At 61.8% G+C, this 15,064-nt stretch carries 15 protein-coding genes and 1 pseudogene; 10 read left to right on the top strand and 6 right to left on the bottom strand.

Features of this window, described 5'->3' with window-relative positions; all coding sequences use genetic code 11:
- The first annotated feature begins 165 nt into the window (after positions 1-165).
- Complete coding sequence (locus ACW9H9_RS18575) at positions 166-1,377, top strand: MFS transporter (RefSeq protein ID WP_457344697.1); 1,212 nt, start codon at positions 166-168, stop codon at positions 1,375-1,377.
- Between the two features lie 55 nt (positions 1,378-1,432).
- Here ACW9H9_RS18575 and ACW9H9_RS18580 read toward each other — a convergent pair whose 3' ends face one another.
- Positions 1,433-2,842 carry an OprD family outer membrane porin gene (locus ACW9H9_RS18580; RefSeq protein WP_457344696.1) on the bottom strand — a complete coding sequence of 470 codons (1,410 nt, stop codon included), beginning with the start codon at positions 2,840-2,842 and terminating at the stop codon, positions 1,433-1,435.
- A 231-nt stretch (positions 2,843-3,073) separates the two neighbouring features.
- Here ACW9H9_RS18580 and ACW9H9_RS18585 point away from each other — a divergent pair.
- The 3 genes and pseudogenes from ACW9H9_RS18585 to ACW9H9_RS18595 all read left to right on the top strand — a co-directional run.
- Positions 3,074-3,290 (top strand): annotated as a pseudogene (locus ACW9H9_RS18585) (hypothetical protein); the annotation flags it as partial.
- A gap of 20 nt (positions 3,291-3,310) precedes the next feature.
- Complete coding sequence (locus tag ACW9H9_RS18590) at positions 3,311-4,897, top strand: ABC-F family ATPase (RefSeq protein ID WP_457344695.1); 1,587 nt, start codon at positions 3,311-3,313, stop codon at positions 4,895-4,897.
- A 143-nt stretch (positions 4,898-5,040) separates the two neighbouring features.
- On the top strand, positions 5,041-6,213 hold the full coding sequence (locus ACW9H9_RS18595; RefSeq protein WP_457344694.1) for an MFS transporter: 1,173 nt from the start codon (positions 5,041-5,043) through the stop codon (positions 6,211-6,213).
- On the opposite strand, the gene ACW9H9_RS18600 is transcribed toward ACW9H9_RS18595, so the two are convergent.
- Positions 6,207-7,244: an alpha/beta hydrolase family protein gene (locus ACW9H9_RS18600; protein ID WP_457344693.1), complete on the bottom strand. Its 1,038-nt coding sequence runs from the start codon at positions 7,242-7,244 to the stop codon at positions 6,207-6,209. The genes ACW9H9_RS18595 and ACW9H9_RS18600 overlap by 7 nt on opposite strands.
- A gap of 224 nt (positions 7,245-7,468) precedes the next feature.
- Complete coding sequence (locus tag ACW9H9_RS18605; RefSeq protein ID WP_457344692.1) at positions 7,469-8,077, bottom strand: FMN-dependent NADH-azoreductase; 609 nt, start codon at positions 8,075-8,077, stop codon at positions 7,469-7,471.
- A 286-nt stretch (positions 8,078-8,363) separates the two neighbouring features.
- On the opposite strand from ACW9H9_RS18605, the gene ACW9H9_RS18610 reads away from it, so the two are divergent.
- From ACW9H9_RS18610 to ACW9H9_RS18620, 3 genes are all read left to right on the top strand, one after another.
- On the top strand, positions 8,364-9,518 hold the full coding sequence (locus tag ACW9H9_RS18610) for an MFS transporter (protein ID WP_457344691.1): 1,155 nt from the start codon (positions 8,364-8,366) through the stop codon (positions 9,516-9,518).
- An 86-nt stretch (positions 9,519-9,604) separates the two neighbouring features.
- On the top strand, positions 9,605-10,513 hold the full coding sequence (locus ACW9H9_RS18615) for a LysR substrate-binding domain-containing protein (protein WP_457344690.1): 909 nt from the start codon (positions 9,605-9,607) through the stop codon (positions 10,511-10,513).
- The gene (locus ACW9H9_RS18620; RefSeq protein ID WP_457344689.1) at positions 10,510-10,872 is read left to right on the top strand and encodes an MmcQ/YjbR family DNA-binding protein; all 363 of its coding nucleotides are present in this window, start codon (positions 10,510-10,512) and stop codon (positions 10,870-10,872) included. The genes ACW9H9_RS18615 and ACW9H9_RS18620 overlap by 4 nt, the downstream gene beginning before the upstream one ends.
- Here the strand turns inward: ACW9H9_RS18620 and ACW9H9_RS18625 are convergent.
- Both ACW9H9_RS18625 and ACW9H9_RS18630 read right to left on the bottom strand, forming a co-directional pair.
- On the bottom strand, positions 10,855-11,238 hold the full coding sequence (locus ACW9H9_RS18625; protein ID WP_457344688.1) for a DUF1294 domain-containing protein: 384 nt from the start codon (positions 11,236-11,238) through the stop codon (positions 10,855-10,857). The genes ACW9H9_RS18620 and ACW9H9_RS18625 overlap by 18 nt on opposite strands.
- Positions 11,239-11,243: 5 nt before the next feature.
- Positions 11,244-12,074, bottom strand: coding sequence for an undecaprenyl-diphosphate phosphatase (locus tag ACW9H9_RS18630; RefSeq protein WP_457344687.1), 831 nt, complete (start codon positions 12,072-12,074; stop codon positions 11,244-11,246).
- A gap of 249 nt (positions 12,075-12,323) precedes the next feature.
- Between ACW9H9_RS18630 and pnuC the strand changes: the two genes are divergently transcribed.
- Together pnuC and ACW9H9_RS18640 are read left to right on the top strand one after the other, a co-directional pair.
- The gene (gene pnuC, locus ACW9H9_RS18635; protein WP_457344686.1) at positions 12,324-12,887 is read left to right on the top strand and encodes a nicotinamide riboside transporter PnuC; all 564 of its coding nucleotides are present in this window, start codon (positions 12,324-12,326) and stop codon (positions 12,885-12,887) included.
- Positions 12,884-13,408 (top strand): AAA family ATPase, encoded by a 525-nt coding sequence (locus ACW9H9_RS18640; protein ID WP_457344700.1) that lies wholly within the window; start codon positions 12,884-12,886, stop codon positions 13,406-13,408. Before pnuC ends, ACW9H9_RS18640 begins: the two co-directional genes overlap by 4 nt.
- On the opposite strand, the gene ACW9H9_RS18645 is transcribed toward ACW9H9_RS18640, so the two are convergent.
- Positions 13,403-13,855, bottom strand: coding sequence for a MarR family winged helix-turn-helix transcriptional regulator (locus ACW9H9_RS18645; protein WP_457344685.1), 453 nt, complete (start codon positions 13,853-13,855; stop codon positions 13,403-13,405). The two genes, ACW9H9_RS18640 and ACW9H9_RS18645, sit on opposite strands and share 6 nt — an antisense overlap.
- Positions 13,856-13,927: 72 nt before the next feature.
- On the opposite strand from ACW9H9_RS18645, the gene ACW9H9_RS18650 reads away from it, so the two are divergent.
- The gene (locus tag ACW9H9_RS18650) at positions 13,928-15,064 is read left to right on the top strand and encodes an FAD-dependent oxidoreductase (RefSeq protein ID WP_457344684.1); all 1,137 of its coding nucleotides are present in this window, start codon (positions 13,928-13,930) and stop codon (positions 15,062-15,064) included.

Here is a 15,064-nt window from a genome sequence, read left to right on the forward strand (position 1 = left end):
AATCGGCGTTCTTGTTTCTGTCTTTCCCGGGATTCCGTGAAGAACCTTTTTTTTGCCCGCTCACCGCTCGACGTAACGCTTTTACTACCGCCCCGCGAAACTTAATCGCAGGGGCCCGGGTCATTATCGCAATCCGGCAATCGCCCCAACCGTCGATACCCACCCATGGCAAACCCCCGCGAGTTGCGCAACACCCTGTCCCTGGACAGCCTCAACTTTTTCCTCGCCGATGTGCGCGATGGGTTGGGGCCTTATCTGGCAATTTATCTGTTGGCCGTGCATCACTGGGACCCGGCCAGTATTGGCGTGGTAATGACCCTGGCGGGTATTGCAGCGCTGATCACTCAAGCACCCGCTGGCGCGCTGATCGATCGGACCCGCAGCAAGCGGGCCGTCATTGTGGCCGCAGCGTTTCTGGTCACGGGCAGTTGCCTGGTGCTGCCCTTTGTCAGCACCTTTAGCCTGGTGGCGCTCTCACAGGCTGCCAGTGCGATTGCCGCGTCGGTCTTTGCGCCGGCCATTTCGGCCATTTCCCTGGGGATCACCGGGCCTCGGACGTTCACCCGCCGTACCGGCCGCAACGAAACGTTCAACCATGCCGGCAACGCGACCGCCGCCCTGCTCGCCGGTGGGTTCGCGTACCTGTTCGGGCCGGTAGCGGTGTTTTACTTGATGGCGGTGATGGCGGTCGCCAGCGTTATTGCGGTCTGTTGCATCGACCCGGCTGCAATCGACCATGAAACGGCCCGCGGCTTCGATCCTGCGCACGACACCGGTCATGACCGCCCCTCCGGCGTGGCGGTACTGCTGGCTAATCGCCCTTTGCTGCTGTTTGCCATCTGCTGCGGGTTGTTTCACCTGGCCAATGCGGCCATGTTGCCGCTGGTCAGCCAAAAACTGGCGCAAACCCACCTGCAAATGGCCACGCCGCTGACCTCGGCATGTATTGTTGCGGCCCAACTGGTGATGGTGCCGATCGCCTACCTGGTGGGCATCAAGGCCGATGTGTGGGGGCGCAAGCCGTTGCTGCTGGCGGGCTTTGTGATCCTGCCGTTGCGGGGCGTACTGTATACGCTGTGGGACGACCCTTACTGGCTGGTCGCCGTGCAAATGCTCGACGGTGTAGGGGCTGGCGTTTTCGGCGCGCTGTTTCCGGTGGTCGTCAAAGACCTCACCCGGGGCACCGGGCGCTTCAACGTCAGCCTGGGCGCCTTGTCCACGGTGTTTGGCCTGGGCGCCGCCTTGAGCAGCAGCCTCGCGGGCGTGGTGGTACAACAGGCCGGTTACAACGCAGCCTTCCTCACGCTGGCAGCGGTCGCCACCCTGGCGTTGGGGTTGTTGTGGCTGGCGATGCCCGAGACAAAAGGATCCCCATAAAAAAACCGCCCAAAAACAGGCGGTTTTTTCACACTCGGTTCAGATCTAAGCGCGCTTAGAAGATCGCGTAGGTGTAGTTGAGGATAAGGCGAGTTTGATCCTGATCCGCCGTGCCGGTGTTGTGGCCGTGGTAGCTACCGGTACGGAACGTGGTGCCGAAGCCTTTGAGTGGGCCTGTTTGCACGACGTAATCAAGACGGAAGTCGGTCTCGCGCTCGGACTGATCGCTGCCACCGGCAACCTTGGACTTGATATCGCTGCCGTTGAGGTAGGCGATCGACGCTTTCAGGCCAGGCACCAGGGTTCTGAAGTCGTACAGGTACTGACCAAAGTTGACTTGCTCGCCCGCTCGGGAGAACTGGCCAACCACGGCGTCGGTGAACAGGTAGAAGTCAGAACCACCCGCGCCTTGTGGCGTTGGGTTGGCGATGCTGCCCTGGTTGACCCACACAAAGCCGCCGTCGTCACTCACGCCGATATGGCCGAGCATCAACTGGCTACCGCCCAACTGGTAGGTGAACGCGGCGCTGTAGGTTTTGTTGTCCACTTCACCGGCGTGCTTGGCGTAGCCACCGTTGTTGTTGAACGCATAACCGGCCGAGCCGTTTTTGCCGTCGCTGGTGCTGTCGAAATAACGCAAATCGGTTTTGAACGATTGGTCGTTGCCCAGCGGCAGCACGTGAACCAGGCCGAAATAGTTCTGTTTGTAGAAGTCTTCCAGGTCGGCGTAGTAGTACTGCAACGTCAGGTTTTTAGCGATGGCGTTGTCAGAAGAACCGAATGGACGGTAATCGACACCGCCGAAACGGAAGCTGCTGCTGTCATGGGTGGCACCGGCCACGCTCAGGCCTGTGGAGTTGCTCGACGCACGGCCTTCAGACTTGTTCAGTTCACCGCCGGTGAACGTCACGTTTGGAATGTCGTTGGAGGTCAGGATGCCGCCGTCAAAGGTCTGAGGCGCAGCACGGCTGTCGTTGGACACCAGGATCGGCAAGACCGGTGCCAAGCCGCCGCCCACGTGCAGTTCGGTCTGGGAAATACGGAATTTCACGTTCCCCGCAGCACGACTGAAGGTATCAGCAGGCTCGGTGCCATTGTTCTTCACCGGGAAGAAGCTGTTGCCGTTACCCGACAAGCCAGGGCCGGCCGCGTGGCCGTCGCCACCGTCCAGACGCAGGCCCTGGAACGCCATCACGTCGAGCCCGAAACCCACGTTGCCTTGAGTGAAACCGGATTTGTAGTCAAAACGCAGGACTTCGGCGGCTTCGCGCAGGTCATTGGCGCTGCCCGAGTGAACGTCTGCGTTGTAGTACATCGTCCGCGAACTGATGGACGAATGGCTGTCTTCCAGAAAGCCGCTGTGGCCGTTGCCAGTGCCCAGAGAACCCAGACCAAAATCGTCAGCGTACGCGTGTTGTGCAAGGACTGCCGCGGCGATGGCTAAAGCTCGTGTAGAGAGTTTCATTTACTGCGCCCCTATGAACATTATTTTTTTATCGTCCGTCATGCAAACATCGTTGCAACCCTGCAAACCCGGCGGATTGTGTCATGAGCCTCTTGGCGAGCCATGTGAAAAATTTGTCATGAACGGATGAAAACCGCGTAACAAAACCGCCACAAAGATCTGCATGTACGCACCGGCGATTCGCGCCTCTCGTCGCCGGGCGGGCAAGGATCGGCTAATTGAACGGTTTGCCGACTGCGCTCGCCATATAACTGTCGTCACACCTATGCGACAATGCGCGTTACGTCTGGCATGAACCCCCGCCTTCATCTCCCAGCAGCTCGGCCATCACGTGCAGATGCTGCTCTCGACTTATGCGCGTTGGATCAACTCAAGCTCGGACTGGAGCGAAATGGAAAAGCTCCAGATTGGTCCCAAATTGGTCCCAGTTCAAATAAGCGCACCCTAAGCTATTGACAGGTAAAGCAATTGATCTCCACAGCTAACATCACCATGCAGTTTGGCGCCAAGCCGCTGTTTGAAAACGTTTCGGTCAAATTCGGCGCCGGCAACCGCTACGGCCTGATCGGTGCCAACGGTTGCGGCAAGTCCACCTTCATGAAAATCCTGGGCGGCGACCTCGAGCCGTCTGGCGGCCAGGTCATGCTGGAGCCAAACGTGCGCCTGGGTAAGCTGCGCCAGGATCAGTTCGCCTACGAACAATTCTCGGTAATCGACACCGTGATCATGGGCCACGAAGAACTGTGGAAGGTCAAAGCCGAGCGTGACCGTATCTACTCGCTGCCGGAAATGAGCGAAGACGACGGCATGGCGGTGGCCGAGCTTGAAACCGAATTCGCCGAAATGGACGGCTACACCGCCGAATCCCGCGCCGGTGAGCTGTTGATGGGCCTGGGTATTCCGCTGGAACAGCATTTTGGCCCGATGACCGAAGTGGCCCCAGGCTGGAAACTGCGGGTGTTGCTGGCGCAGGCCTTGTTCTCCGATCCGGAAGTGCTGTTGCTCGACGAACCGACCAACCACCTGGACATCAACACCATTCGCTGGCTGGAAAACATCCTGACCCAGCGTAACAGCCTGATGATCATCATTTCTCACGACCGTCACTTCCTGAACAGCGTGTGCACCCACATGGCTGACCTGGACTACGGCGAGCTGCGCCTGTTCCCGGGCAACTACGACGAATACATGACGGTGGCCACCCAGTCCCGCGAGCAATTGCTGTCGGACAACGCCAAGAAGAAAGCCCAGATCGCCGAACTGCAAACGTTCGTCAGCCGCTTCTCGGCCAACGCCTCCAAAGCCAAGCAGGCCACCTCCCGCGCCAAGCAGATCGACAAGATCCAGCTGGCCGAGGTCAAGCCTTCGAGCCGCGTGAGCCCGTTCATCCGCTTTGAACAGACGAAAAAGCTGCACCGTCAGGCGGTCACCATCGAGCAGATGTCCAAGGGCTTCGACGGCAAGACCCTGTTCAAGAACTTCAGCTTCACCGTCGAAGCCGGGGAACGCGTGGCCATCATCGGCCCGAACGGCATTGGCAAGACCACTCTGCTGCGTACCCTGGTCGGCGAACTGACCCCGGACGCTGGCGCAGTCAAGTGGACCGAAAGTGCGGAGCTGGGCTATTACGCCCAGGACCACGCCCATGACTTCGAAGACGACGTGACCCTGTTCGACTGGATGGGCCAATGGACCCAGGGCGAGCAAGTCATTCGCGGCACACTGGGCCGCATGCTGTTCTCCAACGACGAGATCCTCAAGTCGGTCAAGGTGATCTCCGGGGGCGAGCAAGGTCGCATGCTGTTTGGCAAGCTGATCCTGCAAAAGCCAAACGTCCTGATCATGGACGAACCGACCAACCACTTGGACATGGAGTCCATCGAAGCGCTGAACCTGGCGCTGGAAAACTACCCGGGCACGCTGATCTTCGTCAGCCACGACCGTGAGTTCGTGTCCTCCCTGGCCACGCGCATCATCGAGTTGAGCCCAAGCGGCGTGACCGACTTCAGCGGCACCTACGATGATTACCTGCGCAGCCAAGGCGTGGTGATCTGAAGCGCTAGCAATTAGCAGCCAGTAGAAGCCCCGTCCGGTGTGACGGGGCTTTTTTATGAGCGGCGGGATTGATCGTTAGGCTGCTTTCATTTTGGCGAGGCGCTTGCCATCATGGCTGACCGCCTGCCCGCGAATGAGTTGCCATGTCTGCCGCCCCCAGCTCCCTGTCCGTCACCCTCCAGATCGTTTCCATCGTCTTTTATACGTTTATCGCGTTTATCTGCATCGGCCTGCCGATTGCGGTGATCCCCGGCTACGTTCATGGCGAGTTGGGTTTCAGTGCGGTGGTAGCGGGCGTGACGATCGGCTCGCAATACCTCGCCACGCTGCTGAGCCGCCCGATGGCCGGGCGCATGTCAGACAACGTGGGCACCAAGCGCGCCATCGTGCTGGGCTTGAGCGGGATCCTGCTAAGCGGCGTGCTGACCTTGATCGCCACCCTGTTGCACAGCATCCCGTCGCTGAGCCTTGGCGTCTTGGTGGTTGCACGTTTGCTGTTGGGCGTGGCCCAGGGGCTGATCGGGGTGGGCACCATCAGTTGGTGCATGGGCCAGGTGGGCACCGAACACACCGCGCGGTCGATTTCCTGGAACGGCATCGCCTCGTATGGCGCCATTGCCATCGGCGCACCGTTGGGTGTGGTGATGGTGGGCGAATACGGCTACAACAGCCTCGGCATCGTCCTGGCCTTGCTGGCCGCCTTGGGCTTGGTGTTGATCCGCAATAAGCCTTCGGTGCCGGTGGTGCGCGGCGAGCGGTTGCCATTCTGGGCGGTGTTCGGGCGTATTGCGCCGTTTGGCGCCAGCCTGTGCCTGGCGTCGATCGGCTACGGCACGCTCACCACGTTCATCACCCTCTATTACCTCTTTCGCGGCTGGTCCGGGGCGGCGTATTGCCTGAGCGTGTTCGGCCTGTGCTTTATCCTGTCGCGGTTGGTGTTTATCTCCGGTATCAAGCGCTTTGGCGGTTTTCAGGCGGCCATTGCCTGCATGAGTGTCGAAACGTTGGGCCTTGTGCTGCTGTGGCTGGCCCCGTCCACCGGCATCGCCCTGATAGGCGCGGGGCTGACCGGCTTTGGCTTGTCGCTGGTTTACCCGGCGCTGGGCGTCGAAGCGATCAAACAGGTGCCCGACAGCAGCCGGGGCGCTGGCTTGAGTGCCTTTGCGGTGTTTTTTGACTTGGCCTTGGCAATCGCCGGGCCGTTGATGGGCGCTATCGCCCTTAACCTCGGCTACGGCTGGATCTTCTTTTGCGCCGCCCTGCTCTCGGTCAGCGCCCTGGGCTTGACCCTATTGCTCAAGCGCCGCGCTTACTGATCGGCGGTTTCCAGCCCGGCGCGGCTGGACTGCGCCAGGTTGTGGCTGAAGAAGCGCCCCGCCTGGGAAATCAGGTCACGGTGAATGCCTTCGCGGTCCACGCCGTCTGCGTCGGTGCACAGCGCCGGGGTTGCGGCTAACTGGTACTCGTCGCACGGCGCCATGAACACAAAGTGCCCCGCCCCCGCCAGCAACTTGAAGTCCGGTGGCTGCGGCAGTTTGCGCGCCAGGGCTTCGGCGTTCTTGTCCACGGCGACCAGTTTGTCGCCATCGCCGCTGTACAGCAGCACCGGCACATGCACATCGGCCAGGGTGTGACGACCAAACATCAGGCTCAACGGCGCCATCAGCATCAAGGCGTGGATGCGCGGGTCGGCCTGGGGTTGCAAGTCCTCGCGATCGACCACCAGCTCGCCCTTGGTGGTGCAGGCATCACGGTCCTCGGGGCGTTGCTGGCAATAACGACGTAGCCGATTGAAGTCAGGCTTGGCGCCCGCCAGGATCAAGGCGGTTTCGCCCCCGGCGGAGTAGCCAATGATGCCCACCTGGTTGATGTTGACGAACGGCGAGAGCATCGGGTCGTCGAGGGTGGCGGAAATCGCCGCACTGATCTGGATAGGCCGCCCGTACAGGTTGCTGACCGTGCCCAACCGGCTGTGATCTTTATAGTTGTCGCCCGGGTGCAACACGGCCACCACTACAAACCCTTTGCGCGCCAGCGACGTCGCCAGGTCGTGCAGCGCCAGCGGCGTGCCCGTGTTGCCGTGGGACAACATCAGCATGGGGAAGCGGCCAATTGCGATCTTCGCGTCTTGCGTCGCGGCCACCCGATAGGCGCCCAATTCACTGACATGCTCAAGCCCCGTGGACGGATAAAAGGCAATCGCCTTCATCGGCTGGCCGTCCAGAGGGTCGAGAAACGTCATGCGGTGAAAGCCCACACTCCAATGCGGGTGCGGCGCAGGTGCGGCGTGCACTGAAACAATGCCGCCGAGCAGGGTAAGAACCAGAACTGCACAAAGACGCATCATGGGGATGTCCACCTTTGCTGCGTAGGCCCGCGTATCGCTTGAATTATCCATGGCCAGGGTGCTCAAACCGGGGGTAAACCCACGTGTGCATAACCTGGGCCAAATAAAGACTGCGGGAAAACGAAAAAACTCCGTACTCCGGTAACTATTTATGTCACCAGAATACAGAGTTTAGGCGTCTCGCTTCAGAATGAAATCGAGCCGGGTCAAAATTTACACAAGTATTACGCCACGGCGAACAGCTCTTCGATTTGCAGGTGGGCGCCGCTCAGCGCTTTGCCGCGCACCTCGTCGCCGTAGGCCAGGCCGTGGGCACGCACGATTTCGATGTCGGTAATCCCCAGGAAACCCAGCAATACCTTCAGATAATCCTCATGGGCCACGCCGGTCGGCTGGCCAGCATGCAGGCCGCCGGAGGTCGAAACGATGATCACTTTTTTGCCACCGCACAGGCCTTCCGGGCCTTTTTCGGTGTAACGGAATGTCTGGCCAGCCACGGCGATGCGGTCGATCCAGGCCTTGAGCTGGGTGGGAATGGTGAAGTTGTACATCGGTGCGCCCAGCACGATGGCGTCGGCAGCCAGAAATTCGGCCAGGGTGGAGGCGCTCAAGTCCGCCTCATGCTGCTGCACCGCGTCGCGCAGTTCAGCGGCAGTGCCCAATGCGCCCAGCGTGATACCCGAGAAGTGGTTGATGCCTTCGCTGGCCAGGTCGCGGTAAGTCACCTGCGCGGCGGGCTCTGCTGCCTGCCAGGCCTTGACCACACCCGCGCTCAGCGTACGGGATACCGAGTTGTCGCCAAGAATGCTGGAATCGATATGCAACAGTTTCATCAGGTTTCTCCAAGTGAGTATCGCCAGGGGCGATCGAATGGGGACAATCCTACAGATGACACCAATCATCGACTAGGCAACTCAAATGCGACTATTCGTTCCACATGCAGGACAATACACGCCCACACCTCGCCCAAACCGCCCACGGGACGCACCCTCCCGCGAAACACTGGATTAAACCTCGCGCGCCCTTCATCCTCCTCGCCCTGGCAACTATCATCCCCAGACAGCCCTTGGCGGACAGACTCCTTTGACGAACACACAGCACCCTCCCCTGACGACCGGATTGACCCTGATCCTGGCGATCTGTTGCGGCTTTTCGGTCGCCACCATCTATTACAACCAGGCGATGCTCCCGCTCATTGCGGGCACGTTCGAGGTGTCTACCGCCCATGTCGGCCAGATCGCGATGCTCACCCAGCTCGGCTACGCCTGTGGCCTGCTGCTGTTTGTGCCATTGGGAGACAGCATCAGCCGGCGCACCTTGATCCTCGCCGTCCTGTGCCTCAACTTTGTCAGCCTGCTGGCATCGGCCACCGCGCCGTCGTATGCCTGGTTGCTGGTGGCCAGCGTGATGCTGGGCCTGTCGGGCATCAGCGCCCAAGTGATCATTCCCGCCGCCTCCGACCTCAGCGACCCCGCTAATAAAGGCGCGGTGCTGGGCATGATGGTCAGCGGCCTGTCCGCTGGCGGGCTGTTGGCCAGGACCGTCAGCGGCGTGGTCAGTGGCTGGCTGGGCTGGCGCGGCATGTTCGCGCTGGCGGCGGCGCTGGACACGCTGTTGTTCCTGGCGATACTGACGCGCATGCCGGTGTCGGTTTCGGTGAGCAAACTCAAGTATTCGGCGCTGCTCAAATCACTCTGGAGCCTTGCCAAGACCCACTCCACCCTGCGCCGCTCGGCGATCAAGGGCGGCCTGGTGTTTGGCGCGCTAAACGTGTTTTGGGGCTCGATGGCCGCCTTGCTGGCGTTGCCGCCTTATGGGTTTTCCAGCGCACAGGCGGGGTTGCTGGGGTTGTCGGCGATTGTCGGCATCCTTTGCGCCTCGTCGATCGGCCGCCACACCCGGCGCCATGCCGCGCGGCTGGAGTGGGTCGGCATCAGCACGGTGCTGGCGGCCTTTGGGCTGATTTTCATCTTTGGCCCACAAGGCTGGTGGTGGCCGATCCTGATCGCGGCCACCTTTCTGGACCTGGGCAACCGCATCAACCAATTGTCCAACCAGACCCGCGTCCTGGCGCTGGACCCCACCGCCACCAGCCGCCTGAACACGGTGTTCATGGTGGTCTACTTTATCGGCGGCGCCTTAGGCTCGGCGGCCGGTGCCCTGGTGTCCGAGCACTACGGCTGGCAAGGCCAGGCGCTGACCGGTGTCGCCTTTGCGGGCACGGCACTGCTGATGGCCCTCAACAGCACGGCGCGTACATCGACGACCACTTAGGCTGACGCGTTTTGATTGTCCGGGGGGTGGATTAACCCGCGCTACACGCGGATAGTTCGTCCCACTGACAGGACAATAGGCTCGCCATGCAAGATCTGAATGACCTCTATTACTTCGCCAAAGTGGTCGAAGCCGGTGGTTTCGCCGCCGCCGGGCGGCTGCTGGGCATCCCCAAGTCGCGGTTGTCGCGCCGCATCGCCGAGCTGGAAGAACGCCTGGGCGCCCGTCTGCTGCAACGCACCACCCGGCAACTGACCCTCACCGCCGTGGGCGAACGCTACCTGCGCCACTGCCAGGCCATGTTGCTGGAAGCGGAGATGGCCGATGAAGCGGTGGCCAGCATGTCCAGTGAACCGCGTGGGCGCCTGCGGGTCAGTTGCCCGGTGGGCATGGCCCAACACAAGCTCCCCAACATCGTGGCCGACTTTCTGGCCGCCTACCCGCAAGTGCAATTGGAAATGACCCTGGTCAACCGCCGTGTCGACCTGGTGGCCGAAGGCATCGACGTGGCCCTGCGGGTGCGAGAGCTGGGCGATGAAGACCCACTGCTGGTGACCAAACGCTTGCGGCAGGCCCAGACCACACTGGTGGCCAGCCCGGAACTGGTCAACGGTCGCCAGGTGATCACCCTGGAAGACCTCAGGCAACTGCCCATCCTGGGCGCGCTGGAGGCCGACCGCATGGTCCACCAACGCATCTACGACCCGAAAGGCAATGCCCACGAACTGATGATGGAAGCACGCCTGGGCATCGACGATTTTGTGGTGCGCCGAGCCTGTGCCATCAAGGGCCTGGGCTTTACCGTGCTGCCGAGGATGTATTGCGAGGCGGAACTGGCCAGCGGGCAATTGGTGCAATTGCTCCCCGACTGGTCACTGCCGGGCGGCTGGTTGCAGGCGGTCTACCCCCATCGCCGTGGCGTCCTGCCCGCCATCCGCGCCTGGATCGACTTCCTGGAGCATGCCTTCGATAACTGCGGGGACCGTTTTCTATGACGATGACCGAAGACGAGGTCGCCCGCTTCTGCCTGGGCTTGCCCGGCGCACGGGAGGATTACAAATGGGGCGGTGTGCGGGTGTTTTCGATCGCCGGCAACAAGATGTTCGCCCTGCAGAACCTGCGTGGAGACTCCCTGGCGTTCAAGGTGGACAAGGCGTTGTTTCTTGGCCATGTCGACCGTCCCGGCATTCATCCTGCGCCCTACCTGGCACGAGCGCAGTGGATCATCATGCAAACGCCCTACCCGCTGGGCGCCGAGGAATTGCGCGGCTTGTTGCAGCGTTCTCACCAACTGGTGGTGAGCAAACTGCCCAAGCGCACGCAGGTCGGGTTGCGGCTAGAAGAGCGAGAGTAACGTGCCGCCCAGCAGCAACTGGTCGAACCAGAACGCTTGATGCAGCAACACGATCACCCAGAACAGCACCTGATAAGACACCTTGCGCGTCTTGTGACGAAACACCTGCTGGGCGATCAACGCCCCCGGCCAACCGCCCGCCAGCTCAACGGCGTGCAGCACGTTTTCCGGGGTGCGCCATTGCTGGGACGCGGCCTTGCGCTTGTCGCTCCAGTACAGCAAAAACGCGACCAGACTCACCACGCCGTACGCCACCAACGGCACCCGCGAAATGTCGCGATACCAAAGCAATGCCGAACCCACCAGCGGCGCGGCGCACAACAGCACAAACAACAGCGCCTTGAGGCGTGGGTATTGAAGAGTCATGGGCATCAGGCCTTGGCCGCCGCCCAGTCGATCCAGCCGAACTGCCAGGTGGCCAGGATCAACAAACCGAACGCGATCCGATACCAGGCAAACGCCGCATAACTGTGATTGGCGATGAACTTGAGCAGGCCCTTGACCGCGATCATCGCGAAGATGAACGAGGTGACAAAGCCAATCGCAAACACCGGCAGGTCGTCCGGCTGGAACAGCTCACGGTATTTGTAGCCCGAGTACACGGCGGCCCCGACCATGGTCGGCATGGCCAGGAAGAACGAAAACTCGGTGGCGGTCTTGCGCGACAGGCCGAACAGCAGGCCACCAATGATCGTGGAGCCCGAGCGCGAGGTGCCCGGGATCATCGCCAGGCACTGGGCGAACCCCACCTTGAGCGCGTCCTTCCAGGTGATCTCGTCCACCGTGTGGGCATGCGTCGCATGCTGGCGGCGCTCGGCCCACAACATGATGAAACCGCCCACCACCAGCGCCGTGGCCACGGTGATCGGGTTGAACAGGTATTCATGGATCAGGTCGGCAAAAATCACCCCCAGCACCACCGCGGGCAAAAACGCGATGAGCAGGTTGACGGTAAAACGCTGGGCATTGCGCTGGGTGGGCAGGCCCGTTACCACGTCGAGAATCTTGCGGCGAAACTCCCAGACCACCGCCAGAATGGCGCCAAGCTGGATAATGATGTTAAACGCCATGGCCCGTTCGCCACCGAAGTCCAACAGGTCGGCGACGATAATCTGGTGCCCGGTACTGGAGATCGGCAAAAACTCCGTCAGCCCTTCCACAACGCCGAGTATCACTGCTTGAGCGGCGGTCCAAAGATCCATTTTTCCCCCAAAGACATGCCCCTGGCATGCCTTGTCGATGTGTTCCGGATAGTGACCGGGAGCTGAAATGCCCGGCTGCGAAAAAACGTCATCACCAAGGCTGGATCCGGCCTTTTTGATGCACGGCCGAAAGCCTAATCAGACACGCCGAAAATGTCGACAAAAGTGCCAAAATTAACATTCTAACGTCCTTCATCGCGCATCTTTGGTTACAATCGGCGCCCTTTCCCCTTCCTCCGAGGAACCGCCATGTCCGGGCTCGAATTGTTTGCTGCCGCCCTCGGCGTGATCGCCGTCTGGTTGACCGCAAAACAGAACCCGTGGTGCTGGCCGATCGGCCTGGTCATGGTGCTGCTCTACACCTGGATCTTCTTCGACGAAAAACTCTATTCCGACACCCTGCTGCAAGGGGTCTACGCCGCGCTGCAACTGTATGGCTGGTGGCAATGGACCCGCGCGGGCGAAGTCCACCAGGGCCGGCAGGTGACCAGCCTGGGCCTCAAGCCGGTGCTTTCAGGCCTTGCGGTCGGCGCCATCGGCGGCCTGCTGCTGGGCGCGGTCATGGCCCACTGGACCGACGCCTCACAACCCTGGCTCGACGCCGTCCTGACCGGTTTTAGCCTGGTCGCGCAAATGTGGATGGCGCAAAAACGCGTGCAATGCTGGCCGTTGTGGATCGCGGTGGACGTGATCTTCGTGGGCCTGTTTCTCTACAAAGGCCTCTACCTGACCGCCGCGCTGTATGCGTTGTTCACCGTGATCGCCGTGCAAGGCTGGCGTGAATGGCGCGCCGACCCGGCGTTGCACGCATGAAGGTGGTGGTACTGGCCGGGCCCGAATCCAGCGGCAAAAGCTGGCTGAGCGCGCAATTGCAGGCGCATTTTGGTGGGGTGATGGTGAGCGAATACGTGCGTCATTTCATCGACCTGCACCAACGCGACACCACCCTGGCCGACATCCCGGCCATCGCCTGCGGCCAACTGGCCTGGGAAGACGCCGCCCGCGCCAAGCGCCCAGCCCTGTTGATCCTGGACACCCACCTGCTGACCAACCGGCTCTGGAGCCAGACGCTGTTTGGCGACTGCCCCGCCTGGCTGGAAGACGAGTTGCTGGCCCGCCATTACGACCTGCACCTGGTGCTGTCGCCCGAAGACGTGGAATGGACCGCCGACGGCCAGCGCTGCCAACCGCAGTTGGCCGACCGCCTGGCGTTTTTCCAGGCAAGCGTCGAGTGGCTGGAGCAACACCACCAACCGCTGCAGGTGATCCGTGGCGACTGGCAGGCCCGTCACGACGCAGCGTTTGCCGCCGTGGCGCACCTGCTCCAGTCATAAACCCTGCTCGCCCAAGCGATCCAGGTTGGCGTTCAAGCGCTGCAGCAAGGCCAGCAGCGTCTGCTGCTCCTCGCCAGAAAACCCCTCCAGCGCCTGCACGGTCCCCTGCACCAACACCTCGCGAGCCAGCGGCATTTTCTCGCGGGCAGCGTCGGTCAGGGTGATCAGGCGGCTGCGCTTGTCGGCGGGGTCGACCACCCGCTCGATCATGCCGTCACGCTCCATGCGCGCCAGCAACTGCGCCATGCTTGACTGCTCGACACGCGCGATGCGCACCAACTCGGCCTGGGGCAAACCGTCGCTGTGCTTGAGCGCCACCAACACCGGAATTTGCGCCACGGCAAACCCCAGTGCGCGCAGGCGCCCTTCGTAGAGACGGGTAAAACTTCGATTGGCCAGGCCGATCTGTTGCATCGGATTGGGTGCCAAAGGGGTATCGCTGATCATGGCGTTGACTTTCCATAGGAGCCTATGCATCAAATGTATAGGATCCTATCCAGACCGCCAAGGGCCTTTTCGATGAACACCCTCTCACGCATCGCCATCATCGGCGGCGGCCCCGCCGGCCTGACCCTGGCGCGCATTCTCACACTCAACGGCTTCACCGTGCACGTCTTTGAAAAAGACCGTGGGCCCCACGAGCGCGCCCAGGGCGGCACCCTCGACCTGCACCGTGAGTCCGGCCAACTCGCGCTGCAGCACGCGGGGCTTGAAGACGCCTTTTACCGCATCGCCCGCTACGACGACCAAGGCTCGCGGCTGATGGACCAGCACGCCCGCCTGCTGTTCGAAGACCCCAACCCGCACGCCGGTGACCGCCCCGAAGTCGACCGCGCCGCCCTGCGCCAGATCCTGCTGGAGGCCTTGCCCCCGGGCGGCGTGCATTGGGACGCCAATGTGCGGGAAATCCGCGAGGCGGGCGACAGCCGCTGGAGCGTGTATCTAGGCGACACCGCTCACGGCCCGTTCGACCTTGTGGTGGGTGCCGACGGCGCCTGGTCCAAGGTACGCCCGCTGCTTTCCCCCTATTCGCCGCAGTACAGCGGGCTGACGTTTATCGAGTTTTCGATTGATGACGTCGACCGCCGCCACCCGGACATCGCCCGGTTAGTGGGCCACGGCAAACTCGAAGTCGTGGGAGACGCCAAGGCGCTGATCGTGCAACGCAACGCCGATGCACACCTGCGCGGTTACGCGGTGTTCCGCGTGCCGGCCGATTGGGCCAGGCAGTCACTGGACCTTGCCTCGCCCCACGCCGCCCGCCGGGCATTGCTTGCGCAATTCAACGGCTGGCACCCGGACATACTTGCGCTGTTGCAGGCAGCCAACGACCGCTTTGTGCCCCTGACGATCAACGCCTTGCCGATAGGCCATTGCTGGCCCCACCGGCCGGGGTTGACCTTGATCGGAGACGCCGCGCACCTGATGTCACCGTTTGGTGGCGAGGGCGTGAACGCGGCCATGTTGGACGCAGCGCAACTGGCGCGGCAATTGATCGCCAGCCCGTCGCTCTCGCAGGCGGTACAGGCCTTTGAGCGCGAGATGTTCCAACGGGTAGCGCCCTTGGCCAAAGACAGCGCCGAGTCGGCAGCGGTGCTGCTGTCCCACGACGCGATCGCCCTCACCCTGGCCCACCTGCGCAACCACGTGGGCTGA

The organism is Pseudomonas sp. SDO5215_S409, assembly GCF_054071325.1.